Genomic DNA, 23812 nt, shown 5'->3' on the forward strand with positions numbered 1-23812 from the left:
AAAGATGAGGTATCTCCACTTATACCGCCGGCAACAGCTGAAACAAAAATAGAAGTTTTATCAACCTCGTCAATGCATCTCCCAAATCTTTACCTTGAGCCAGCAACTTGAAGACCATAATCAACACCAGCACCTATTACAAAAAAAACAACAAGCTGGGCATCTGCCATCAGGGTTCTGAGCGTCAATTTTTCTGTTCAATATGATTTGTGCCAAATCTTTTTACAGAATGTAATTCCTCATTAATCAAATATCTGTAGTTTTTTAATCTGTACGTATATATCTTTTTAGCTTCGGATAATTTTAAAGTATCCAGAACACGATTCAGCTTTTTATTGGTTCGTTTTCCAAAGTTAAAACCCACTACATTTTTAGAATTCTTGTCCAATGCATATACCAGCCAGATAAAACTTCGCTTATTTCCTATGTAAGTATGTATTATCAACTTCATAAGTTTTTCCTTCGCATATAATTGACTGATTAAATTTTCTGGCAATTGACACAATTCTTTTCAACAATGTTGTCGTTGAAATTTTTAATAATCTTGCAGTACTTCGTATCCCTAAACCTTCTTAGGTAAACAAAATTATATTTTGATTGATATTACTTTTGTATGCATTATAACAATAGTCAAACTGTTGTCGCTTTTGACAGACACAGCATTATATCTTTGATTTCTGTTAGATTGAAATCCATTTTTTATGCATTTACTATTGCTAAAACTACATTTTATTTCATGACCTAATTTGATACACTTAGGTACAACAAAAGCTTTTTTAAAATATTAAAAACAGAAGAGACGACCTGTTGATCGTCTCTTTTACTATTCAAAAATTACAAATTTATATTCTCTTTCAGGTAGTTAAATTGTTAAGATGTAAAAACACCTAATCTGAAACACTACCGGATTTCTCTATATGGAACATTTTAAAAATATATGATATTACAAATAAAATCACAAAAATATTCATCAAATTAAAATAATTTGATAGACAAAAAATCTGTCCAACTAAAACTAAAATATCTATAGTTAGATTTAAAAAAGCGGGGGTCTTGTAAATCAGATTTCTATTAAAAAAATCATATGACAAAACTAAAATAAATAATATCGTAATTATCATGAAAAATAATTTAGTTATTCCTTCATTAAAAAAAAGAAATGTCACAAATAATATTGCCAAACCTATATATAAATAAAAATATTTTGAGATTTTCATACTATTAAAATTGTTTTCTTATATATAAATTTTCAGAATTCTCTTTATGGGCAAGATTGCAAATCTGCGCTATCGGGTGCTCACGCCAGCTGGGGAACACTTTGGAAGAGCTTGGAACTGGTTTTTTCTTATATATTTGGAAATTTTTAAATAATTTAATTGATGTTAAATAATTTAAACAAAACGTTTTTCTTTGTCGTATTTATTAATTAATTCTTCGATTGACTCCAAATTAAATTTCATATCTGTTGTAATAAAAGTCTTTTTTGAAATCTGTATTTCTTTTAGTGCTTTTTCTTTGCCATCAAAAAAATTAGTTAGTGCAATTTTATACATGATATTGTTTTTTGTGATTTCTTTTTCGTTATTGTATTGATTATAACATTTTTGTAATAAATCAATGGATTCCGGTGCATTAATTTTTAATTTTATGACAGCGTGAAGCATGTTAATCGATGTATCATCTGATTTATAGTTTTCAATTAAATCGATAGCACTTTTATATTCATTTAATTCTATTAGAAGTCGTAATTTGGCAGATGTAAAACCTTTATTGTTAGGATCACATCTAATGGCTTCATTGATAGCATTCAACGCAGTGTCTTTCTGTTTTTTAGTTATAGCGTTCTTAAATTCGTCGTAAAACATGATACAATCCTTTTGTTGGATTAATTTAGGACTGTCTGACTTGTTGCGACATCCTGCGGCACTTATTATAATCGCTAATAAATAAAGAAATTTCATGTAATTATACTTTTTATTTAGATGTATCAAACATTTCATTTGGACCTATACTAGATCTGTCAGAAGTATCAACACCAGTATCAAAACTCAAATTTAATCCTGAAGAAGGAGGATTTGTATTTGTTAGTTTTGAATATGTTGTTAAGGACATAGTCATACTTGCATCACTTGTTGCATGAAAAGGGCTATTGCTTAACATCGAACCTTTGTGATCTTGAAAAGCAGAGCTTTTAAAAGTAAATTTCTTCCCGCAGGAGTCCATTCCTTTATTCCAAAGTAACCGCTAACGCCCTGAATTTCTCTACCTGGAGCTGAGCCATTCCATCGGGTTACATCTTCAACATATTCATTATTTCATTTATTCCATCAACTTTTTGTCTTTCAAAATTTTTTAATTCTGACATTTCATAAGTAGTTGAGTAATATAAAAACTTTAGATCGCTTTTCTTTTTAACCCAAAAGGCTTGAAATTCATTGACATCATAAATTACATAATTTTCAGGACATGACATTTTTAGAACTTTATTCATGCTGGAATAATCTTCAACTAATTTTAATATTTTATTATTTGTAACAGTATATTTTTTTTCATTATTTTCAACTTTCCAATTTGTGCCATCATAGGTTGCAATCATAATATTATTATCAATTATGGATAAAATACAAAACTCAAAATTACTGTTTTAAAAATTTTCTATTATATCTCTTCGTAATGTGGAAGTTTTTAAAAATTTTCTGAGAGCAGTGTTTTCAAATGTTTCTTCTTCTAAATAACATGGTGAAACTTGAATTTGAGTTACGGCATTTGTCCCTAGCTGTGCTTTACATCCTACAGCAAGCAAACAAAATATAGATAGTAAATAATAAGTATTTTTCATAATTATTCTTCTTTAATTATTGGTATAGGAAGTGCGATTGTTTTACTTATTAATGCTCCTTCTTCATCTTCTTTTTTAAACCCTAATGTATAAGTAGTTCTTTGTTTACTATCTTTACCTAATTCTACAGTAATTTGATTAACAACCGTATTAGTTTCAATTTCTTCATTTCCAATGCCATGAGTTCCTGCTCCACTTTTAAATCCTTCCCCAGCATTGGTTTTAGAATCTCCCAAAGCACCCTCTCCCATAACAGCTCTAGAGGCATGAATGACTTCTTCGATAAGACTTCTTCCCTGGAATGTCTCTTTTGTTCCATCAAGCATTGTATCATTTTTTAATTTTGGCTCTTTTGATAAATTTACAGTTAGTTTTCCTCCTGTTCCCTTTCCTTGTGTCGCTCCATCACCTTGATTATTTGCTGCAAAAGAATTTTGTCTAGTTTTACTCATAGATACTTCGACTACATTCTTGACATTTCCTTGTAATTCCTTTAAGTATTGTTTAAAAGTAGGGGATTCTTTACTGATTTTCCTTAATTCTTGTCTTACTGCTCTTCTGGCTTCTCTAAATTCTGCCCTTGTTTGCCCTTCCTCTCTTGCATATCTAATTCTCATTCCATCAGGGTCAATAAACCTCATTGGATTATCAATACAATAGTTATAGGATGACCATCTTCGATATTTCTCCGCCAAAGGATCAATGTTCATCCAACGTCCCAATGCAGGATCATAGTTTCTAGCACCATAATCGTAAAGATCTAAACGTTTACCATTTACATTGTCATCCTGAAGCTCTTTCCCGTTATATTTATATTTGTTGTCAATGCCATTTACGGCAGTGTTATAGCCTTTGTGTGATAATCCAAAAGCGTAGTAATTGTTTTCCTGTACAATTTCGCTGCTGTTTACAGAACCGTTATTATCTTTATCCTGATAACTTAAACGTATATTGCCTAAATGATCTTTGTACTGATAAATATAATTATAAATTCCTGAAGTTTTAATGATATAACCTTCTGGTTGTGAGAATTGTTTTAAGGCATTGTTCTCATATACAAAACTGCCGGCATAATCTGTACTGCCGCCTGTACTAACGGTTTTACGCTGTTTTACCCCTGTAGCATCGTAAAAATAATTTATAATCCCGCCATTTATCGTTACAGATACTGGCAGGTTTAAATGGTTGTAACTTATGGCTGTTATCCCTTTATTGGCATCGGTTTTCATGTTGCCGTTATTGTCATAGGTATATTCTATGGCTGTGTTGCTGCCGTTGTTAAATCCTTCGGTACTTCCTGAAGTATCTTCGACTTTGATAAGTTTATTACCGGCATCGTAGGTGTAAGCAATTTGGCGGAATTATCTCTTTTAAATACCAAGATGTAACATAATTAGGTAGATTTGATGTACTATTATTTTGTCTAACAACTTCAGTAGCATCTTGTGAATCGAATCCTAATCCAAAACGATAAATAGTTCCATCATCTTTTGTAATCTCTAATGTTTTTAATAGGTCAGTGAATTTGACGTTTGTGTTTTGTAAATCTTTAAAGACAGCTTTATTATCAACAAAATAAAATGTTCCGGAAAGACCTGGAGCATTTACTATAAATTCATCATATGCTGTATCGTTGCTAGCATTCTCGTGAGGATGAGTTTTAAATTGACTATATAAAGTTTGATAATTCTCAGATGTGAAAGTTAAATTTGCTAAATTAGGAACCGGTCTCCCGTTATCCGGGATGCCTTTTACGTTTCTAATTACTGCTCCTCCGGCGTTTAGATTCCAGCCTAAACCTACCCATGAGGTGGCATTGGGACTTACAGGAAAGTAATTGGGTATATCTTTTGTTACTGAGAATAAATTGAGTTGCATAAAACTAATGATAATAATATTAGTTTAGAAAAATGAAATTTTAAACATAATTAGATGTTAATATTATAAAATGTTAAATGATAGTCTTATTTTGTAAGAAAATACAATTTTAAGATTAAGTTTTGTTAAAAAAAGCATTTTTAAATAAAATATATTAATAAAAAAATATTTACTATTTCACTGCTCTACCCAATCGCACTGCTCAACTGAAACATTGGCAGATACATAGCCACTAATAAAACCGCTACCAATACTCCAACAAAAAGAATAATAAAAGGCTCTAAAACAGTAGTCATGACTTTAGACTGCTGTACCACTTCCTGATTGTACTGCTCGCTTAACTGTTTGAAGACATATTCGGTTTGATTGGTTTCTTCGGCTACTTTTACGAGTGATATGATTCGGTTATCGAAAAGGGGAGTGTTTTTTAAGCTTGAACTCAGGCTGTTTCCTTTTAAAATGCTGTTTTCAACCTGCTCTAAAGCATCCTGTAAAGGGACAAACTGAATCATTTTTTTTACCATTTGGATGCTGTTCAAAAGCGGGACTTTGGCTGTCGTTAGTAAGGTTACGGCTTGTGTAAATTGTGCCAGATAAACTTTGGTCATAAAAGCACCCAGAACTGGAATTTTTACCAGAAAGTAATGCAGCGTCCTTTTATATTTATGATTGTTTTTGAAAAATTGGGTTGAGGAAATAAAAACTATAACTGCCAATAAAAAATACAACCCATAGGTTTTTGTCCAGACTGATAATTTTACAATAAATTGGGTCAGTATAGGCAGTTCCATATTATTTTGTTTGAAGATATCCTGAAACATAGGCACCACATAACTCAACATAAAAATAACAACCAAAACAGCTGTGCTTAATACGATAGAAGGGTAGGTAAGGGCAGCAACTATGATTCGTTTCTGCTCGTTTTTACGTTCGAAAAAATGACCCAATTCTTCACATACTTGTGCGGTTGTTCCGGTTTCTTCACCTATCTGGATAGAATAATATTCGTATTCTGTAAACGATTTGGAGACACGCATGGCATCAGAGAAAGGTTTCCCGTTAACCACATCATTCAGGATTGTCTGGATTAGATCTTTGTCGGCATTTTTCTTTAAGGATTCTATAATCAGCGATAATCCTTCCTTAAAGCTCACACCGGCTTTTAAGAGTACAGCCAGTTCAAGATAAAACGCCTGCTTTTTTTTATTATTAAAGCTGTCACCAAAAAGTGTGATTTCTTTTTTTAATAAATTTTCGATACTGTTTGAGTCCTTAGACTGAACTGTTTTTTTATTTGGGGTATTTTCGATTTTAAAAGCCATCTTCCTGATTCATAAGAAAGGTTAAATCATTTTTTTTCGAAACAAAAATCTGGTAACCGGGTAATTCTGTTTCGGCATATATGGATAAAGCATCAACGTGACCGGAATTTATTTCCTTTCCTCTAAAGAAGGCTTTACCAGGATTAATTTTTAATTTAATGGTGTCAAGATTTCTTAAACTATATTTATCCTGAAAAGAATAAGTTATGGTATCAATTTCTGATGTCATAAATAACGCTTGCTTGTTATTATCATAAATAACTGTATGCTGTGTATTGAAATCCTGCCACAACTGCTGCTCAAAAAGGGCTAATGTGGTTGTTTTTTCAAAATTGGTCTGGATAGTGTGAATTTGTTTTTGTACAATTCTTAAAACACTAAATGCCATGCCTACGACAATAGCCGTTATAATCATAACTACTATTAATTCGGATAGTGTGAATGATTTTAATTTTCCGGCTGCCATAGTATTTGTTGTTTTGTAATTTCTTTTCGTGATGTATTGTTTACTGCTGAAATTGAAAACATTTTTTTCGCCGAAATTGTTTCTGGTTCAATATTGATATTCCAGTCTTTATAATTTTCCTGATAAGGCAATTTTATAACTTTGTTTTGTACTTCGTATTCTAATTCGCTTATTCGGGTTTCGATGCTGTGTGTATTTTTTGAAAAAGTATTAAAAACCAGATTGTTTAATATTAAACTTGAAATAATAAATATGATGACTACTAAAACAGTTGCTACAACTGCTTCGATTAATGTTGCCGATTTTATTTTTTTTAGTATAACCATTTCAAAACAGTTTTGGGTTCTTGTTCTAAAATGATACCGCCATAGAGTTGAGGAACATTCTCATTTTCGATCGTGGCATTATACACATGGTTCACAAAAATAGAACCTGCCTGATTAGCCGTAAATTGTCTGGTAAAAACACATCCCGAAACGGTTCCTCTAATTTCAAAGTTACCGTTACAGTACACCTGACCCTTTATTTTTGAGTCTTTTTCTAATACAATCTGAGTTAAAAAATCCGGTATTTCTTTTGTCTGGATATATACGACACTTCCTTTTATGATGCTTCCAATGTCTATAAAAACTTGATTGTCGGGCACGGTGCTGTAATTAGAATTGTCTAAAATAATATCTTTATTATCCTGATACAATAACAAAGCCGAAGGATATGATAAATTACATTTCTTGCCCATTATAATTTTTCGGGAAGCAATAGCCTGAAAGCAGCCGGTAACTTCGTCATCGATTTCGATAATTGGGGCGATTAGTATTATATCTTTCAGTAAAGCCGTTTTTTTGATTTTAATTGAAGTTTCGGATTTAATTATGATATTTCCTGATAGTATTTTATTCTCTATTACAATAGGATTTTGGGAGTAAAACCCTTTAGTTTTTTCTTTGAAAGAATTGGTAATTTTAATTCCTGAATTTAAATTTATGTAATCTTCCTGACGATCTATTTTATATTCTTTTAAATAAAAATTGATAGCATCTATAAACATTTTTTCAGGTTTAGGAAGTTCTGCTGTACTTTTTTCTATTCGGCCATAGATTAATTGAGAACCGTAATAACTATTTCCGGCTATATATCCTGAATTAACTCCCTGAGTTGGCAAGTATGCAATTCCCTGAATTTTAGTACTTCCTACAACAGTCAAAGCATTGTGGGTTTCCTGTAAATAAAGAGTAGGGGATTTATCTGCTAGAATTACAGATCCAATTATGGCTGTTTTAGTAAATTTCTTTTTTCGGAACAAGGTTGTTGTGATTCCCTTTTGAAAAACTCCCCATTGCGATAAATGTGTTTTTATTATTTGATTTTCTTTTTTTATAAAATCAATTTGAGAAGTATCTGTACTTAATTCTTTTTGTTCTAAAAGTGACTGAATTCCAATATCGGCAATTTGAATATTCTCAATAGCTCCTTTTGACTGCTCTTTCATATAAATAAAAGTGTACGCATATAAAACAAGACCTGCTAAAAGCAAAGCAATAAGTACAGCAATAAATACCGTAAATTGTAAAGCACCGGATCTAAGTTTTAATTTTAGTTTCAATCGTGAAGCATTATAATATTCAGGTTACCCTTGTACCTTACATAAATCGATTCCTTATCACCAGATTTTAGGAAAACTTCATTTTCAGTATCTCCTATCTTCATATAATAATTTTTGTTATCTATAATGAGCATATAAATTTTGTTTCCTCCTTTCGAATCTGTAATTAATCCTTTATAAATAATAGCAGGCCAAACTAAAGGTTCTGGCTGTTTAATGACTTTTGGCGTTTTAGAATGTGTGGATTTGGATTTTACTTCTGTTTCGGGAGCATACATTTTTCCTAGAAAAGGATCTCTGTAATTTACATTAATAGCAAAAGTTTCTCTTTTATTAACTTTTAAAGGTTTTAAATGGAATTCAGGATCATTGACAGGTACTGCTTCAGCTGAATTAGTAAAAGAAAATACCTGAAACAAAACTGCTCCCCAGACGAATAAAACGACCGGGAGCAGAATGTATATGTTTTTTTTATTTTTCATTTAATGAATTATTTCTGATTTAATTCATTTTCAATTTTTGCGATTCTCAAGGCCAGACTTTTCAAAGATTCAATCTCTTTAGCCTGTTCTTCAATTTTTTTGTTCTGCTGAATAGAATAGAGGGTTAATTCCTCGATTTTCTGAAGAAGTTTAGAATTCATTTCTCCCAGGTTAATTCCGTTTTTAAGAACTTCTTCCTCACTAGGAATATCTTTTAAATGTCCTTTTTCAGCAATGTGTTTTTCTACTTCTGTAAGTGTTGGCAGTTCGTATTCCTTTTTGAAAACAAAATCAGACCAGCCTGTTGCGGTTACTTTAACTTCTCTAGCACCAATTGAGCCTTCTACAGCCAGCTTGTGAGTTCCAGTTGTTGTTGTGCCAATGCCAACGTTTCCACCAACAGGGTTGATTATTATATTTTTAGGTCCAACGCCGCCTTTGACAGCCTGTAAGTATGAATTTTCATTCTGAGAATTTACACCAATGTTAATGCCTAATCTATTAGTTGCTCCATCGTGTATTGAAATGCCATCTGAACTGGATGAACCGGTACTTGTTGGAACTTTAACCTCAAACGTATTTAAAGGACTTAATGAGTTAATGCCAATTAAACCATTTGCTGTTATTGAAACTCTTTCGTAAGAATCTCCAACGCCGCCACTCATTATTCTAATTCTGCTCGATGCCATTCCAATTCCCCCTAATCCAGTTGAACCTGAAGTATTATAAAATAATAGATTACTATAATCATTTAGAGATCTGGCTCTTACTATTATACCTTGTGCTAATGAATTACTTGTGACATCTAATGGGGCGTTAGCTGAAGTTGATCCAATAGCAAAATTTCCATTCACAATTTGATTTCCTGTAAAGGTATTCGTGCTGCGAGTAGCTAATTCAATCCATGCTGTGTTTGATGAAACTAAACCAGCAGCAATTTTTCTAAAAAACAAGCGCTCATTTACGGTAAAAGAGGAAGCTATTTGAAGTTGATAATTATTTGTGGTATTAATATGTCTCATTGTAAATAAGTGATGCCATATCTGACTATCATCGGGAGTCATACCAGTTGTAGAAGTATTAAGACCATTGTAAATTCCTGACTTTAGAGGAGCTGAAAAATCAGGAATAACTACAGGAGCATATCCATCTCCAATTTGTTGTGCATATGAAAATATTCCGGTAAAGAATATTGCTATTAATGTGATATTTTTGAGTTTCATAATTTTTGTTTTTTAGAAGATAATTGATCTTTAAGATCTTTTATTTCTTCATTTTGTTTTTCATTCTCCTTTTTCATTTCGATCATATAAAGCGTCAATTCCTCGATTTTTTGTAAAAGTTTAGAATTCATTTCTCCCAGGTTAATTCCGTTTTTAAGAACTTCTTCCTCACTAGGAATATCTTTTAAATGTCCTTTTTCAGCAATGTGTTTTTCTACCTCTTCAAGGGTTGGCAGATCGTATTCTTTTTTGAAAACAAAATCAGACCAGCCTGTTGCGGTTACTTTAACTTCTCTGGCACCAATTGAACCTTCTACAGCCAGCTTGTGAGATCCCATTGTTGTTGTGCCAATTCCTAAACTTCCATTTTGGATGTAATGGTTTCCTGCTCCGGTTAATCGTAAATTTGCTGTTAAACCATCTGATACTGAAAAATCCTGAATATTTACTGCAACGGGATTTTGATTAATAGAAATTTGATTAATGTTAGTTACAACATCGACTTTCTCTTGCAGATAAGTAAGCCTAATTCTATAAGTAGCATAATATCTAACATCAAAATATATTGGTAATGCTCTATTTATTTTATCTCCCATACTTGTAGTTAGATCCGTAGGCACACCTACAGCTATTTTTCCGGAATGGTATACACCCTGTGATTCAACAAGTTTTAGAGCGGGAGATCCTGAATTTGCTCCCTGTGAATATCCATTTTCAATGATATATTTTTCATATCCTGTTCCATAAGATGTCTGAAATAACTCAATAATTACAAGACCTCCGCTTTGCCAATGAAAAGAATTGTATCCAATTGAAGCAATCTGATATCTTTTGGCTTGAGTATCTGTGGTGTATAGGTTTGTGATTACTGTAGTTTTTAATCCATTTTGGTTTATATCATTTTGTGAGTATACCAATAGATTTATGAATAAGAATAAGACCGAAAATGCCAGATTTTTAAATTTCATATATATAAAGTTTAATTAAGGATGTTTTTTTGTTTAATTTATAAACTGGTAAAAAATATATTGTAAATCGATATAACTGTTGTGTAAAATTTGAAGCTGCATTTATTGCTTGAATAATGAGTTAAGATTATGATTAAACTTGAGGACTCATGATAGTTTTATTTTTCAAGTTTTTCTAAACGTTTACTTTGCTCTGAAATAGTTTTATTTTGTTCCAGAATATATTGATGCAGTTTTTCAGTTTTCTTTTCCTGCTCAATCATATACAAAGTCAATTCTTCAATTTTCTGAAGAAGTTTGATATTCATTTCAGATAAATTAATTCCTTCTTTTTGCATTTCTTTTGCCGAAGCTATTTCCGGAAGATGTTTGTTTTCGGCTATAAATTTTTCTACAGAATTCAGAGATGGGAGTTTATAATCATTTTCAAAAACAAAATCTGCTCCTGCATCGACTGATACTTTTACTTCGCGTGAAGCTATATTGCCTGCGACAGTCAATTTAGAAGTTGGATTTGCCGTTCCGATACCTACATTTCCGTTTTGAATTGCTTTAATTGCTAAGGTTGCAGTGTTTGCAGTAAAAACGTTTCCCACATATAAATCCCAGTCTGATGTCATTGGGAGGAACTTGGAAACGCTCACGTCATTTCCAGTAATATTTAAAGGATTGAAATTTCCATTTACATTTATGGAAGTAACTTTTATGTATACAGTAATAGCAGTGTTTATTCCTAAAGTATTAACCGCTCTTATTCTAAATCTTGGATTTGCAGATTCGGTATTGCAGTCAACAGTAAAATTTGTACCAGTGCCCGTATAGGGATTATTATTGATTCGTCCTGTTTCTCTCCATAAGGCTGGATTAAAGTGACTAATAGATGCAATGTGCGTTGCCGCAGATGCTACATTTCCTCTTGTATAACTTATTGAAATTTGATAATAACCGCTTGCACCAGCAGATGTTGGATTTACTCTTAAAAATTCGATATAATCGCCGATTGCATAACCTGCCGGAAAAGTAACGCTGCTTTCATATTCAGCTGCGTAAATCAATGAAGTTTTATTATTGATTTTAGCAGAAAGCTTTATAGTAGCAGAAATAATTAGTATAGAAAGGAATATTATTTTTTTCATGTTAATTTATTTTTTTGAAATTGTTTCGATTTTCTTTTCAAGGTTTTTAATCTGCTTATTCTGTTCGATCATATAAAGTGTTAATTCCTCAATTTTTTTAAGTAAAGCCATATTCATTTCAGCCAGCATTAAACCATTTTTTTCTATTTCCTGTGCAGATGGAATTTCTGGTAAATGTTTATTTTCGTTGATATAGTTTTCAACATCCTGTAATGATCTTAATCTATAGTCATCAGCAAATACATAATCAGGGACTAACGGTCCAGTCATATCAACTTTTACCTCTTGTGTATGAATTTTGCCTTTTACAGTTAGTTTTTCATCTGGAATCGTTGTGCCAATACCAACATTTGACATAAAATAGGCGTTTCTACCTTGATAAATTCCAGTGGTTATTGCGTTTTCATCGATGGCTGTTTTAAAGCTGTGAGAAGGTCCATTGACTTCTTTATATGGAAGCACATTTTGAACACCATCATAAATTGTTGGATTTACAGCATAATTGGACTGGTAGTAATAAGTAGTTCCTCCACCTCTTAACCATATAATGATACAAATACAAGTGCCGTTTGGTGTGGCATCTCGCCAGCCGGCTATGAAACTGGTATTTAGACCGATCGAAGGTTTTATTTCTGCATCTATAAAGTTAGATCCGTGACCATAATTTGTTACATGATAATTAATATTAGCCATAAGCGAACCTCTCCAATCAGAATTAAAGTGAACATTACTGCGGCCTAATTTTAAGTTTGTAGGTGAATTATTAATCCATCCACCATCGTTAAAAGTCACAGGATAAAATTTGTCAATATCACCCCCAACGTTAAAGCTGCCTGTAATTTGTCCAAAACTATATTGTGCAAGGAAAATGAAGGCAGCAAGAATTACTAATTTTTTCATTATTTATTTGTTTTCGATTTGTTGTATTTTTTTTTCTAATACTTTTTGATTGGTTTTCAGGAGCTCATTTTCTTTCTTCATCTCAATCATATAAAGCGTCATTTCTTCTATTTTTTGAAGCAGTTTTGTATTCATTTCTCCCAAACTAATTCCATTTTTGAGAACCTCTTCTTCACTTGGAATGTCTTTTAAATGTCCTTTTTCGTTAATATGTTTTTCTACCTCTTCAAGTGTTGGAAGATTGTATTCTTTTTTGAAGACAAAATCAGACCATCCATTCATATCCACTTTTACTTCTTTGGAATGAATGATTCCGTTTACATCTAATTTATTTGTTGGATTTGCTATTCCTATTCCAACATTATTTCCCATTATAAGAAGTTTATTAACATGAAGAGTTTCATTCATGTTTGGACTATAATCCTGAATATCAGAAAGAACATCTGTGTTAATAGCAACTCCGTCTTTTTGGTAAGCTACAGATTTCATATTTTCTCCGGTAGAAGTTGTCCATCCCGAAAATTTGAACCCCCAATTGTGATAGGCAGCAGAATAGGGAACATCTAGTGCCAGATATTTTTTTCCGTTATAAATGCAGGTTTTTAATACCCAGCTGCTGTTATTATCTCTGGATTTAATAAGAGCAGATGTAGTCAAATAGGCAGACGAAGAATTTATTTCTACAATATTTATTCTATTACTAGCTCCAGCAGCACCCCTAAACGCTGTTATTGTACCCACTGCATTATTCATGTTTATGCCTGTTTCATCATACATTTGATGCAGTAGAATTAAATTTTTAGTGTAATTTCCCCCGCCATTTCCTCCAATATCAATTATTTTATAATCTCCTGCTAAAGGTGTTATTGTTTGTGCATTTATAGATACAGGTACAGATAACCATAATATTAATGACAATAGTTTTATTATTTTATTCATTTTGCTTCATTATTTTTTCAAGTGATAGTATTTTTTTATTTTGTTTTTCATTTTCTTTCTTCATCTCAATGATATAAAGCGTCATTTCTTCTATTTTTTGAAGTAATTTTGTATTCATTTCTCCCAAACTAATTCCATTTTTGAGAACCTCTTCTTCACTTGGAATGTCTTTTAAATGTCCTTTTTCATTAATATGTTTTTCTACCTCTTCAAGTGTTGGAAGATTGTATTCTTTTTTGAAGACAAAATCAGACCATCCATTCATATCCACTTTTACTTCTTTGGAATGAATAGTTCCGTTTACATCTAGTTTGTTTGCGGGATTTATAATTCCAATACCAATATTGCCATTTAGAGCGATTGCCATTTTAGTTGAATATGTCAGGTTTTGAGCAGAGGCAGCCGGATCAGCAGTTTGAAATAATAAACCATTCATACCAGTATCGGTTCCTGCATACAATCGCACACCAAAGGAACTGTTGGCATTGGTATGAGTAATAATTTCCAGACCGCTTTGTCCGTTTCCGTATTGTCCTAATTTTATTTCTTCGAAGTTATAAGTACCTGGAATACTAATTTTGTTGGCTGAGTTTTTTGCAAAATCGCCAATTTGTAAAATACTTTGAGGATTGGAAGTTTTGATTCCAATGTTTCCATTTGGCAGAAAAGTCATAAATTGATTATTATGACCAACTCCAATATAACTATTAGTGACAGAAGTAACCCCATTAGTAACTGTACCAAGAGTACCAAGAGAAATATAATTTTGATCTCCGGTTTCATTAGTTACATGATAACCTCTTGCCCAGCCGCCAGTAACACCCGGAAAGTTAGGCTTTATTTTTATTCCCAAATTAGGCGAATCAGTACCTATTGAGACATTGTTATATGTGGTAACTTGAGCATTAGTTGAAATATTGATGATGAAAAGAATGATTGTTAAAAAAAGTATTTTTTTCATAATAATGAGTAATTTAACGGTATAAAGAAGGTTTGTTTTAGTTGATCGTAAAATTGAAAACAGTACTTCTGGCGCTTTCATTTCCGGCATCATCAAATGATTTTACAAACCAGTAGTACGTGCCCGTAGTTAATGTTTTATTGTATGGACTCGTACCTCTGTCTTTAAAATTTAAATTTGTTAAAGTGCTTCCGGTATAAACATAAATACTGTCTCTTTCGGCAGTACCGGCTATTGGCGTTCTGCTCCACTGAAAATTAATGCTGGTATTTGTAGTAGTGCTTGCATTTGCAGGACTGGAAAGAGTAGGAGTGTTGGGCGCTTTGGTGTCAACAGTAATAGATCTTGAAGTATATAATGTCTGTTCTGTTCCATTGCTGGCTCTAATTTTCCATGTATATTTCCCTTCATCAAAAGTAAAATTGATAAAAGTCGCCTCTGTACTTTGTTCTTTTACCAAAGTATTGCTTTCGTCTAAAATTTGAAGCTGATAATTGACTGCGCCAATAATAGCATCCCATGACAGCTTTTGTAAAGCAGTTTTAGTAGTTAAATTATTGCTGGGAGTTAATAAAACAACCGTATTATTTTGAAAGTCATCATTGTTCAAAATTTCAAAGCTTTTTCTGAAATAGGCTGTTTCATAACTGCTGTTAAGAGCCCTTACTCTCCATTCATATTTTCCAATATTTAACTGCTGCGTATACGAGTTTTTTGTAACTGTTGTATCTGTAACTATCTGTAATGGAGCATCAAAATTGGGAGTTGCGATTTGCAGCTGATATTTAGTTGCATCATCTACGGCTTCCCATGAGAATGTTACCCCGGAAGATGATAAAGCGGCATTGTTTGCAGGAGCTGTTAAAACAACTTCTCTTTTTGAAATATCTTCAACAATTAATATTTCTTCGCAGGAAATAAAACTAAAAAAGATAAGGAACGAAAAATAGGTAAAGGAAAATTTATTCATAATATTTAGAGACTTTATTTAAAAAGAAACAGATTTACATATCAAATAAATCCTTAGTGTTTTTCTTTTCATTTATTTTTTGTGTAGTTATTCCAGAGCATTTATTGTTTTCGTTTACAATATCGGCAACATTCCAGCTGCCTTTACTTGATTTAACCCAGCAGAATGAACTAACCTGATAAGCTACGATAGTTTCGGGATTTATGTCGATACTATCTATTTTCTTACCTGATTTGTATAACGATATTGTATATTTTTTGTATTGATTGTTAGTTAAATAAAATGCATCTGACTGTCTGATTTTTGCAATTTCGTCAACAGGTAAACTTACGGCAAGACTTGAAATGATTTTTAATTTTTGAGTATCCGTCAATAATTTCAGAATATTTGCATTATAATCAGCGTTAATTTCCTGCACCAGACCTGCAATATCTAAAATCTTAATGGTTACCAGTTCAGGCTTAACAGGCAAGCTGTCAATAAAAGCAACTTTTGTCTGGTTTTGGTTGTATTTTGCTTTCGATACGTATATTTTATTTAATTTTTTGTTATAAGGAACCACTCCAATTTCGACCCTTATATTGTTTTCTAATTTAGGCAGTGCTTTAGGTTCAAATACATTCAGATGATATGATAATTTGGATGTTCCTATGCTTCCTAATTCTACAACCGAAGATGAAAATTTGTAGTCGTCATTTTTAATTTTAGTTGTCTGGCATGCACAACAAATAAGCACTATCAGGACAACAGTTTTTTTTAACATAATATATTCGTTTTTTTATATGATTTTGATAAAGATAAAGTCATTGTGAATACGCATTATTGCTGACTTTAATATTAATTATTTTTTAACAAATCTAATGAAATTGATGTAATATAGTGTTAAAATCAAATCTTTATTTTTTTAGGAAGTTAATTTTAACAAACTGATTATTTATGGAGTAATATCTTATATTTGTTTTCCTAAAAATATACTAATGAAAAGAATTTTATTTTTCCTTGGATTGGTTTTATGCCATACTGGAAACGCACAAACTATTACAACAAATGCAGCTCCGGTAGGATGGGAGCATAACGTTTTGTTTAACGCGGCAACCCGTTATAAAGTCTCGACGCAGGGACCAGTGGTCAGCCTTCCAATGTTATTTGACGGAAGCATGAACCCGTATTATGCTTCGGGTGTTACTCCTGATAATCCAATAGTTGTTCTTGTCGAAGATTTACCCAATTATCATACACAAAAGGGAGCCTGGGTTGGTTGGACAACAAGATATCTTCCGGCAAACCGATTTAAAATAGAAGGATATGATGCTTACAACGGAGTAAATGTCTGGCGGGTTATAGCTGACTATTCTACCGTAGATTATAATAAAGGTGATTTTGTCTCAGCAATTCCGGTGGGAGGGGCTTATACTAAACTTAAGTTTACTTTTTATAATGGTCAGGGAGGAAATGTTGGAATTTCTGAATTATTTTTTGTTCATCCGGAAGCTACTACGCCTTATGCCGGCTTATTATCGCCAGCACTTAATAACTGGAAAACTGCCGGTACAAATGTGGTGTTTACTTCCGGAAATGTTGGTATAGGAACGGCAGCACCTAAAAATCTGCTTGATGTAAAAGGAACGATGCATGCTCAGGAAGTAAAAGTTGATATGGAAAACTGGTCTGATTTTGTTTTTAAAAAAGAATATCATCTGCCAACACTTGAAGAAGTTGAAAGATATATAACTGAAAAAGGTCATTTAGCTGATATTCCAAATGAAGAAGAAGTTTTAAAAAACGGAATTAATCTGGGAGAAATGAACGCAAAGCTGCTTCAGAAAATTGAAGAACTTACTTTGTATATTATCAAACAAAATAAAGAAATTGAAATATTGAAAAAGAAAGGTGAATCTAACGATATTATTTCCAATCAAATTCTTGAGCTTCAAAATGAAATTAATAAATTTAAAAACAGATAAAATGTTCCAAACGAAAATGAATAAATTCCTGATTTCAATTTTTATTGTACTATGTTCTCATTTTTCTGTTTATTCACAGACCAGCAATCATTTTGAGATAACGTTAAGTTCGCCGGCTTTTCCAAATGGAGTGTCAAATCAGGCAGTAAATATTCAGTTTCCAAGTGCGCCGTTATGGGGGTGGTTTGAAGTTACAATAACTTCAGCTTATAATAATCAGATATCAACGGGAAAACTAACAAAAAGATATCAGATAGGTCATAATGTCGGGGGATACTTTCATCAGGCATCCGAAATTCCAGACGCATTTGGAGCCGTTGCAACTCAATGGCATATTGGCGATTTTAATCATGATACTAACAGTATTCCTATTTATCATTTGGTAAGTACCGGTAATACTTTGATAATAAAAATTGAAGGTACAATGGTTATCAGTACTGCAAATCTTAATTTAATAAAAAGCGAAACCACAATTAGTCCTTTAGAAACTGTTGTTTTTCCCGGAACCCGTCAATACATGAGTATTATGCAGGATAGGGTAGGTATTGGAACAAATACTCCTGATACAGCACTTGCAGTGAATGGTACGATTCATTCTAAAGAAGTAAAAGTAGATATGGAAAAATGGCCGGACTTTGTGTTTAAAAAAGAGTACAACCTGCCAACTCTCGAAGAAGTTGAAAAACATATTACCGAAAACGGGTATCTGCAAAATATTCCTAATGAAGATGAGGTCCTGAAAAACGGTATTAATCTTGGTGAAATGAATTCAAAATTATTGCAAAAAATAGAAGAGCTGACTTTGTATGTTATTGATCTGAATAAAAAAGTAAATGATTTAAAAATGAATAATAATAAAATACTTCAGGAAAATAAGCTTTTACTTGAGAAAGCTGCCAGTCAGAGGAAAATTTAGTTAACAATCTAAATATGAAATATAAAAAAGTAGTACTGGTTCTTATTATCTTGATTTTGCAAAGCTGTAATGTCGGAACAACCGGCAGTTGGAAAAATGAAAATATTGAAAAGGAGAAAAGAGAAGAAATCAGTCATTTAAATGATAAGTTATTTAAGGCTGTACAGAGTAATAATATTACTGATGTAAAATCTCTCATGTCAGACAAGCTTCTTAAACAGGCAGGCTCAGAAGCAGATAAGATTATTACTGATATCAGCAATTTTGTCAAAGCCGACAACTATAAAATCCTTGATGAAATACAATTAAAAGAAGAAATTAGTTGCTAATAATATATTGCAATAACGAAATGAGCCCGATACAATATCGAGCTCATTATTATCATAATTAATTATAATTTTTCTAAAACTTTTGGGTGCAGTCAAAGAGACATTTGCCAACTTTTAATTAGATTTTTTTTGAGAACTTAGGGAAATTTTACTTTGATACAAAAAGTGAATAAACTATTCCTTCCAGTTTATCATTTTTAAATAAATCTCCATTATTATCGTTCCTTAATATAACACCATCATAAATTGTATAATTTATAGTGTAATAATGATTTTTTTTCTCTTCATCAAAATCTATCTCAAAAAAACCATAACCAGCTCCAGTATTTACTCCCGTTTTAATAACAGTAGAGTAAGTAAAAGAATTAATAATCTGTTCTATTTGATGTATATCTTCGATGATTATCTTACCAGATTTTAATTTATGTATACTACAATCTATTTTGTTAGTTATAGTAATTTTTTTAATTTTTGAAACATCTATTTTTTCTACTTGTGTATTTTCCTGTCCGTGGCAGGAAATGAACAATAATAAAAATGATGCGTAATAGAATAGTCTTACCATTGATTTTTTTGTAAAATTGTGTTTGTTAATCTTTCGATTATCAATTGTTAGTTTTGTGTGTTTTTAAAAGACAATTTCAATGTCATTATATGAATAGAATATTCAATGAGATATAATAACTGTATTTTAAGCTTGTCAAAAATTGAAAAATTAGAGACGGCCAACAGGTCGTCTCTTTTACTACTTAATAATTAAAAAATTATATTCTTTTTTAGTTAATTACATTGCTATTTTGCAAAAACACCTAAACATAAACACAACCTTACTTTGTATTTATCTCATAATACTTCAATCTTATTCTTCTCTAATTCAGTTATTATTTCAATTATTTGGTTCTCATACCAGCCATCAATAAGACCTCCTATGTTAACAATACTTTTATCGATATCTTTCTTATAAATTCTAAATTTTAGACCTCTTGAATTTGCTCCTTCAAACTCATTTTTATACGTAAATCTTAAATCTGTATATCTGTAAGACTCTTTGTGTTTCTTGAAATATTTGCTAAAGATTAATATGATATAATCATCATGAATTTCTACTGCCTTTAAGTTTTTAAGAAAGGAAAGAATGAAATTTGGCAAAACAACTGATACTATCCATATAGGTAGAATATTGCTAAGAGTTAAATTTCCCCCGATATATATAAAAAGAATTAAAATATGAGACATCAAAATTCTATATAACAAATATTTTTTATTTCTTTCGATTATCATGTTTCTTTACTTTTTTAGATTTTGATAACTAGATATTCCGCTATTTACAGTGCCATAAGTACTGTAAATTGATATTCCATTGTATAACATGTTTTGACCTTGAGATAAATTTTTAGCAGAACTTATTAAACCATTATAATTTCCCAATAGATTTGGAGAGTTAATACTGCCTGTTGCCCACACTGAAGCTACGTCGATCAATGGAGCATATTCACTGCCATTTTGGCCAGCTATAAGACCTGGTACAGAAGAAAAGTTATGAAGAACAGAGTTGGGTTTGTCATTAAAGGAATCAGCCATTTGAGAAAGACCTATAGAAACTTGTCCTATTGTTAATGATAAGGCTAGTCCCGATGCTCCTCCTGTTTCCGGAATAGCAGCTACAGCCCCTACAGTGGCAACAACTCCAAACGCAGTGTTGCTCAAACCATTCATAAATTTGTTGTCACTATCCCATGGTTGCATTGCGGGGCCATACTCTCCCGACGGCACATAGGAACTTTTAGTATCACCAACAACTACTTCATCTAATTCAATAGTATTTCCAATATTCTTTGAGCCCAACATACCATACCACATAGCATCAGATTTTGAATAAACCCAAGTTCCATCTTCATCTTCATGAATTGTTGCATCTTCGGCTTCAAATCCAACGGGAGGTTCGGCAATCATTCCGTCTGGATCAATAAAATAAACGGGATTATCAAGAGCATAAGTGTAAGGATTAAATCTGCGTGATTTTTCCGCCAACGGATCAATATTCATCCATCGTCCAATTGCAGGATCATAATTACGTGCACCGTAATCGTACATGTTCAATTTAAAGCCTCCAATATTATCGTCCTGTAATTCTTTGCCGTTGTATTTGTATTTTAAAGCATTATTTGTGGAAATAATTCCTCCATTATAGCCAAAATGTTTTAAACCAAAAGCATAGTAATTGTTTTCTTCCTGAATGGCAAGAGTTTTATCATAACTGATACGCACGTTACCCAAATGATCTTTATACTGATAAATATATTTATAAGAACTTCCAGATGGTTCAGCATAACCTTCTGCAGTTGGGAAAAATTTTAATACGCCATTTTCATACTGATAACCTCCCAGATAATCTGTAGTTACTGCAGTTTTCCCTGTTTCGCTTACAGTCTTCTGCACCTTTTGTCCCGCTGCATTGTAAAGGTACACAATATTCCCGGCGGTGCCAAAGGTAATTTTTAACGGCAGATTTAAATGGTTATAGGTTATTGCCGTTATGTTTTTATTGGCATCAGAGATCATATTTCCGTTTAGGTCATAAGTATAATCATCTCCTGTGTTGGTGCCGTCTATAAATCCTATTGTTTTATTGCTGCTGTCGGCAACTTTTACCAGCTGGTTGCTTTTATTGGTATTGGAATAGGTATAAACTAAATTATCAATTGGAGTTACCGTTTCGCTGTTTCCGTTACGAGTAAGACCGGTTATGTTTCCGTTTTTGTCGTAGCCTACAGTTTCATTGTAAGCATTTAATGTTGTTCCTTTTTTATATAAACCTTCTTTTAATCGGTTCAAATCATCGTATTTATAGCCGTAGGCTCTTATAACACCATTGTCTGAATTGGTTGCCCAATGGGTTTCAGAAATATTTCCGTTGTATAGAGGTTTTACATTGGCAATGCCTGTTGAAGGTGTATTGTAATTAATCTTAAAAGCAAAGAGATCTTTAGGGTCGCCTGCTTTTGTAAGTGAGGTCACATCATTAATCCCCGTAAGCCATCCTCGGATGTTATAGGTATAATTGATGTTCTGCACAGCGCCGCCTGTTTTTTTAGAAATAAGCTGTCCTAATTCGTCATAGGTATTGGTAAATAAAACTTCTGCAGCCACATCGTTTATCTGGTGTGTCTGGCTTATTAAACGATCCTGGGGCGAATAGGTAAAAGTATCTTTTGTTTTCAGCTCGGTATCTCCTGCCAGTCTTTTATGTCTGGTTATCGTATATTCTGTTTTACCCGAAAAATCAAATTTGGTGTCGGTATAGGTATAGCCTCCCAGATGGTTTATGGCATAAATACGAACCGGTCTGGCTTTATCATCATAAAATGTAGCAGTGGTTTCTCCCATAACAGCCGTGCTGGCCGAAGGCACTCTTGTCCATGAAGCCGTCTGAAGTCCTTTTACCTCACTGGCAGAGAGAACTTTTTGTGTTTCGATAATTGCAGGTACTGCAATTGCAGGAGTGCTAGGGAAGGTATAATTGTCATAATAATTAACCGATAAAAGTTTAAAACTAGTCGGCGAAACTGTATTGGAGTAATAAGCCGGGATGCCGTCTATTGTTCCGCTGGTTAGTTTTGTTTCGTTCAGTACAGTCAGCGACGGACTGTTCTGCGCTGTCTGCAGGGTGATCCTTCCTGATGCCGTGGCAGGGGAAGCTGTCGACCAGCCGGTATAAACCGGACGGCTGAAGGCATCGTATTTGGTAATAATCCACCCAGCAGTATTTAAATCAGAAAACGGGGAATTAGCAGGTCCTGCGGCCACGACTCTGTCGAGTTTGTCATATACGATAAATTCCCATTGTTTTCCCGGGAGTTTTTTCTCTGCTAATCTGTTTCTGTGGTCGTATTTATATTGGTAGCACAAATCGTCAAGGATAGCTTTATTGGCATCGATAACCGCGCTGAAGGTGCTTCCTGCCTTGGCATGAAAACCGTCAAGAAGCCTGATGGAGTTTGATGCTGTTAAATGCAGGGTGCCTGCCGGTTCTACTTTGGCTGTAGAGGTTACATCTGACTGCGTGCTTGAAGAACCTCCAATTAAATCCACCGCTTTTGGAGGGATTACATAGGTAAGGTTTCCATAAATATCATAAACATAGTAGGTATCGTGTTCTATACCCGCATCAAAGGTTCTTTTAAGCACGATTTGTCCTTCTTTGTTTTTAAACTCCTGTATTCCGGCTTTTACGGCCGGGGCGGTGTTTTCATCATAAGTAACGGTTTTATAAAGCTGGTTTGCTTCATAAAAGCCGTTATTGTTAAAAGAAATAGTATACAAGCCGGATGCAGCATCCCAGGATGTACTGGCAGTAAACAGCCTGACTTCATCTTTGGCATTACTCTGGTAGCTGATTTTGATCTCATGTCCTGATCCTGATCTCCAGTCATTACCCGGAGCGGCCTGCATAAGCACACGGTTAAGAGGTGATGCTTCAAGTTCTTTTCGGCTGAAAGGGAAATCGGTAATATCCATGGCGGAGTTTCCGGTAACGGCTTCGGATGCGGTTTTGTAATAATTCATTACTTTAGCTTTTCCCGAAGGTTCAAAAGCCATATTGGTGGTTTCTGCCTTAAAAGGAAGATAGTCTTCAACCTGTCTTCCTAAGCTGTCGTATTCGATATGCGTTACGATATCTTTTCCGGATTTGGACTGCTGGCCGTCTATTTTCTGTATGGGTCTCCCGAGTCCGTCAAAATAGGTGGTGCTCTGTGATGCCTGCGAAATTGAAGGCGACACTATCTTCTGTGTAACCGGCACTTTGTAGGTAACGGTTTTAACATAGTTTTCACTCTGGGTCTGGCTCATTACCATAACAGGGAACAAAACCAAAAGGAATTTGATTAGATTTTTCATGGTGCTTTTGGTTTTTT

The 23812-nt window shown here is 33.0% G+C and carries 24 protein-coding genes and 1 pseudogene; 3 read left to right on the forward strand and 22 right to left on the reverse strand.

What is annotated here, in order from left to right:
- Positions 1-187 precede the first annotated feature (187 nt).
- The 19 genes and pseudogenes from OZP11_RS24945 to OZP11_RS20810 all read right to left on the reverse strand — a co-directional run.
- Positions 188-751, reverse strand: a pseudogene (locus OZP11_RS24945) (IS1 family transposase); the annotation flags it as partial.
- A gap of 640 nt (positions 752-1391) precedes the next feature.
- Positions 1392-1961: a hypothetical protein gene (locus OZP11_RS20725; protein ID WP_281232396.1), complete on the reverse strand. Its 570-nt coding sequence runs from the start codon at positions 1959-1961 to the stop codon at positions 1392-1394.
- 329 nt (positions 1962-2290) lie between these two features.
- Positions 2291-2596, reverse strand: coding sequence for a hypothetical protein (locus tag OZP11_RS20730; RefSeq protein ID WP_281232397.1), 306 nt, complete (start codon positions 2594-2596; stop codon positions 2291-2293).
- 48 nt (positions 2597-2644) lie between these two features.
- Complete coding sequence (locus OZP11_RS20735) at positions 2645-2839, reverse strand: hypothetical protein (RefSeq protein WP_281232398.1); 195 nt, start codon at positions 2837-2839, stop codon at positions 2645-2647.
- 2 nt (positions 2840-2841) lie between these two features.
- Positions 2842-4068, reverse strand: a complete 1227-nt coding sequence (locus tag OZP11_RS20740) for an RHS repeat domain-containing protein (RefSeq protein ID WP_281232399.1) — start codon at positions 4066-4068, stop codon at positions 2842-2844.
- 97 nt (positions 4069-4165) lie between these two features.
- A complete protein-coding gene (locus OZP11_RS20745; protein WP_281232400.1) occupies positions 4166-4717 on the reverse strand; it encodes a hypothetical protein in 552 nt (183 codons plus the stop codon).
- Between the two features lie 185 nt (positions 4718-4902).
- Complete coding sequence (locus tag OZP11_RS20750; protein WP_281232401.1) at positions 4903-6039, reverse strand: type II secretion system F family protein; 1137 nt, start codon at positions 6037-6039, stop codon at positions 4903-4905.
- Positions 6029-6505 carry a PulJ/GspJ family protein gene (locus OZP11_RS20755; RefSeq protein ID WP_281232402.1) on the reverse strand — a complete coding sequence of 159 codons (477 nt, stop codon included), beginning with the start codon at positions 6503-6505 and terminating at the stop codon, positions 6029-6031. The genes OZP11_RS20750 and OZP11_RS20755 overlap by 11 nt, the downstream gene beginning before the upstream one ends.
- Positions 6487-6831 (reverse strand): hypothetical protein, encoded by a 345-nt coding sequence (locus tag OZP11_RS20760; protein ID WP_281232403.1) that lies wholly within the window; start codon positions 6829-6831, stop codon positions 6487-6489. Before OZP11_RS20760 ends, OZP11_RS20755 begins: the two co-directional genes overlap by 19 nt.
- Entirely contained in the window at positions 6819-8108 is a 1290-nt protein-coding gene (locus OZP11_RS20765) for a hypothetical protein (RefSeq protein WP_281232404.1), read from the reverse strand. Before OZP11_RS20765 ends, OZP11_RS20760 begins: the two co-directional genes overlap by 13 nt.
- A complete protein-coding gene (locus OZP11_RS20770; protein WP_281232405.1) occupies positions 8105-8590 on the reverse strand; it encodes a hypothetical protein in 486 nt (161 codons plus the stop codon). Before OZP11_RS20770 ends, OZP11_RS20765 begins: the two co-directional genes overlap by 4 nt.
- Before the next feature lie 8 nt (positions 8591-8598).
- Entirely contained in the window at positions 8599-9813 is a 1215-nt protein-coding gene (locus OZP11_RS20775) for a hypothetical protein (protein ID WP_281232406.1), read from the reverse strand.
- Positions 9810-10781, reverse strand: coding sequence for a hypothetical protein (locus OZP11_RS20780; protein ID WP_281232407.1), 972 nt, complete (start codon positions 10779-10781; stop codon positions 9810-9812). Before OZP11_RS20780 ends, OZP11_RS20775 begins: the two co-directional genes overlap by 4 nt.
- A 158-nt stretch (positions 10782-10939) precedes the next feature.
- Positions 10940-11917, reverse strand: a complete 978-nt coding sequence (locus tag OZP11_RS20785; protein ID WP_281232408.1) for a hypothetical protein — start codon at positions 11915-11917, stop codon at positions 10940-10942.
- A gap of 6 nt (positions 11918-11923) precedes the next feature.
- Complete coding sequence (locus OZP11_RS20790) at positions 11924-12817, reverse strand: tail fiber protein (protein WP_281232409.1); 894 nt, start codon at positions 12815-12817, stop codon at positions 11924-11926.
- Positions 12818-12820: 3 nt separating this feature from the next.
- Positions 12821-13756 carry a hypothetical protein gene (locus tag OZP11_RS20795; protein WP_281232410.1) on the reverse strand — a complete coding sequence of 312 codons (936 nt, stop codon included), beginning with the start codon at positions 13754-13756 and terminating at the stop codon, positions 12821-12823.
- Positions 13749-14717, reverse strand: coding sequence for a hypothetical protein (locus OZP11_RS20800; protein ID WP_281232411.1), 969 nt, complete (start codon positions 14715-14717; stop codon positions 13749-13751). The genes OZP11_RS20795 and OZP11_RS20800 overlap by 8 nt, the downstream gene beginning before the upstream one ends.
- 37 nt (positions 14718-14754) lie before the next feature.
- On the reverse strand, positions 14755-15687 hold the full coding sequence (locus OZP11_RS20805) for a hypothetical protein (RefSeq protein WP_281232412.1): 933 nt from the start codon (positions 15685-15687) through the stop codon (positions 14755-14757).
- A 34-nt stretch (positions 15688-15721) separates the two neighbouring features.
- Positions 15722-16450: a hypothetical protein gene (locus OZP11_RS20810; RefSeq protein WP_281232413.1), complete on the reverse strand. Its 729-nt coding sequence runs from the start codon at positions 16448-16450 to the stop codon at positions 15722-15724.
- A 214-nt stretch (positions 16451-16664) separates the two neighbouring features.
- Here OZP11_RS20810 and OZP11_RS20815 point away from each other — a divergent pair, with 214 nt between their 5' ends.
- The 3 genes from OZP11_RS20815 to OZP11_RS20825 are packed head-to-tail and all read left to right on the forward strand — an operon-like array spanning position 16665 to position 18896.
- The gene (locus OZP11_RS20815) at positions 16665-17651 is read left to right on the forward strand and encodes a hypothetical protein (protein WP_281232414.1); all 987 of its coding nucleotides are present in this window, start codon (positions 16665-16667) and stop codon (positions 17649-17651) included.
- Position 17652: 1 nt separating this feature from the next.
- On the forward strand, positions 17653-18567 hold the full coding sequence (locus tag OZP11_RS20820) for a hypothetical protein (protein ID WP_281232415.1): 915 nt from the start codon (positions 17653-17655) through the stop codon (positions 18565-18567).
- A 14-nt stretch (positions 18568-18581) separates the two neighbouring features.
- Positions 18582-18896 carry a hypothetical protein gene (locus OZP11_RS20825; RefSeq protein ID WP_281232416.1) on the forward strand — a complete coding sequence of 105 codons (315 nt, stop codon included), beginning with the start codon at positions 18582-18584 and terminating at the stop codon, positions 18894-18896.
- Positions 18897-19044: 148 nt separating this feature from the next.
- Here the strand turns inward: OZP11_RS20825 and OZP11_RS20830 are convergent, their stop codons facing one another.
- From OZP11_RS20830 to OZP11_RS20840, 3 genes are all read right to left on the reverse strand, one after another.
- Positions 19045-19461 (reverse strand): hypothetical protein, encoded by a 417-nt coding sequence (locus tag OZP11_RS20830; protein WP_281232417.1) that lies wholly within the window; start codon positions 19459-19461, stop codon positions 19045-19047.
- Between the two features lie 278 nt (positions 19462-19739).
- The gene (locus tag OZP11_RS20835) at positions 19740-20177 is read right to left on the reverse strand and encodes a hypothetical protein (protein ID WP_281232418.1); all 438 of its coding nucleotides are present in this window, start codon (positions 20175-20177) and stop codon (positions 19740-19742) included.
- Positions 20178-20183: 6 nt separating this feature from the next.
- Positions 20184-23795 (reverse strand): DUF6443 domain-containing protein, encoded by a 3612-nt coding sequence (locus tag OZP11_RS20840; RefSeq protein WP_281232419.1) that lies wholly within the window; start codon positions 23793-23795, stop codon positions 20184-20186.
- Between the last annotated feature and the right edge of the window lie 17 nt (positions 23796-23812).

Origin of the sequence: Flavobacterium gelatinilyticum (genome assembly GCF_027111295.1) — a bacterium.
Classification (GTDB): domain Bacteria; phylum Bacteroidota; class Bacteroidia; order Flavobacteriales; family Flavobacteriaceae; genus Flavobacterium; species Flavobacterium gelatinilyticum.

What these genes read in the sequence shown, in the direction of transcription:
- OZP11_RS20835 (WP_281232418.1), bottom strand. Translation starts at nt 20,177, where the DNA reads ATGATAATCGAAAGAAATAAAAAATATTTGTTATATAGAATTTTGATG.
- OZP11_RS20725 (WP_281232396.1), bottom strand. Translation starts at nt 1,961, where the DNA reads ATGAAATTTCTTTATTTATTAGCGATTATAATAAGTGCCGCAGGATGT.
- OZP11_RS20800 (WP_281232411.1), bottom strand. Translation starts at nt 14,717, where the DNA reads ATGAAAAAAATACTTTTTTTAACAATCATTCTTTTCATCATCAATATT.
- OZP11_RS20740 (WP_281232399.1), bottom strand. Translation starts at nt 4,068, where the DNA reads ATGAAAACCGATGCCAATAAAGGGATAACAGCCATAAGTTACAACCAT.
- OZP11_RS20750 (WP_281232401.1), bottom strand. Translation starts at nt 6,039, where the DNA reads ATGGCTTTTAAAATCGAAAATACCCCAAATAAAAAAACAGTTCAGTCT.
- OZP11_RS20785 (WP_281232408.1), bottom strand. Translation starts at nt 11,917, where the DNA reads ATGAAAAAAATAATATTCCTTTCTATACTAATTATTTCTGCTACTATA.
- OZP11_RS20770 (WP_281232405.1), bottom strand. Translation starts at nt 8,590, where the DNA reads ATGAAAAATAAAAAAAACATATACATTCTGCTCCCGGTCGTTTTATTC.
- OZP11_RS20775 (WP_281232406.1), bottom strand. Translation starts at nt 9,813, where the DNA reads ATGAAACTCAAAAATATCACATTAATAGCAATATTCTTTACCGGAATA.
- OZP11_RS20730 (WP_281232397.1), bottom strand. Translation starts at nt 2,596, where the DNA reads ATGATTGCAACCTATGATGGCACAAATTGGAAAGTTGAAAATAATGAA.
- OZP11_RS20815 (WP_281232414.1), top strand. Translation starts at nt 16,665, where the DNA reads ATGAAAAGAATTTTATTTTTCCTTGGATTGGTTTTATGCCATACTGGA.
- OZP11_RS20735 (WP_281232398.1), bottom strand. Translation starts at nt 2,839, where the DNA reads ATGAAAAATACTTATTATTTACTATCTATATTTTGTTTGCTTGCTGTA.
- OZP11_RS20830 (WP_281232417.1), bottom strand. Translation starts at nt 19,461, where the DNA reads ATGGTAAGACTATTCTATTACGCATCATTTTTATTATTGTTCATTTCC.
- OZP11_RS20820 (WP_281232415.1), top strand. Translation starts at nt 17,653, where the DNA reads ATGTTCCAAACGAAAATGAATAAATTCCTGATTTCAATTTTTATTGTA.
- OZP11_RS20760 (WP_281232403.1), bottom strand. Translation starts at nt 6,831, where the DNA reads ATGGTTATACTAAAAAAAATAAAATCGGCAACATTAATCGAAGCAGTT.
- OZP11_RS20745 (WP_281232400.1), bottom strand. Translation starts at nt 4,717, where the DNA reads ATGCAACTCAATTTATTCTCAGTAACAAAAGATATACCCAATTACTTT.
- OZP11_RS20790 (WP_281232409.1), bottom strand. Translation starts at nt 12,817, where the DNA reads ATGAAAAAATTAGTAATTCTTGCTGCCTTCATTTTCCTTGCACAATAT.
- OZP11_RS20825 (WP_281232416.1), top strand. Translation starts at nt 18,582, where the DNA reads ATGAAATATAAAAAAGTAGTACTGGTTCTTATTATCTTGATTTTGCAA.
- OZP11_RS20805 (WP_281232412.1), bottom strand. Translation starts at nt 15,687, where the DNA reads ATGAATAAATTTTCCTTTACCTATTTTTCGTTCCTTATCTTTTTTAGT.
- OZP11_RS20810 (WP_281232413.1), bottom strand. Translation starts at nt 16,450, where the DNA reads ATGTTAAAAAAAACTGTTGTCCTGATAGTGCTTATTTGTTGTGCATGC.
- OZP11_RS20780 (WP_281232407.1), bottom strand. Translation starts at nt 10,781, where the DNA reads ATGAAATTTAAAAATCTGGCATTTTCGGTCTTATTCTTATTCATAAAT.
- OZP11_RS20840 (WP_281232419.1), bottom strand. Translation starts at nt 23,795, where the DNA reads ATGAAAAATCTAATCAAATTCCTTTTGGTTTTGTTCCCTGTTATGGTA.
- OZP11_RS20795 (WP_281232410.1), bottom strand. Translation starts at nt 13,756, where the DNA reads ATGAATAAAATAATAAAACTATTGTCATTAATATTATGGTTATCTGTA.
- OZP11_RS20755 (WP_281232402.1), bottom strand. Translation starts at nt 6,505, where the DNA reads ATGGCAGCCGGAAAATTAAAATCATTCACACTATCCGAATTAATAGTA.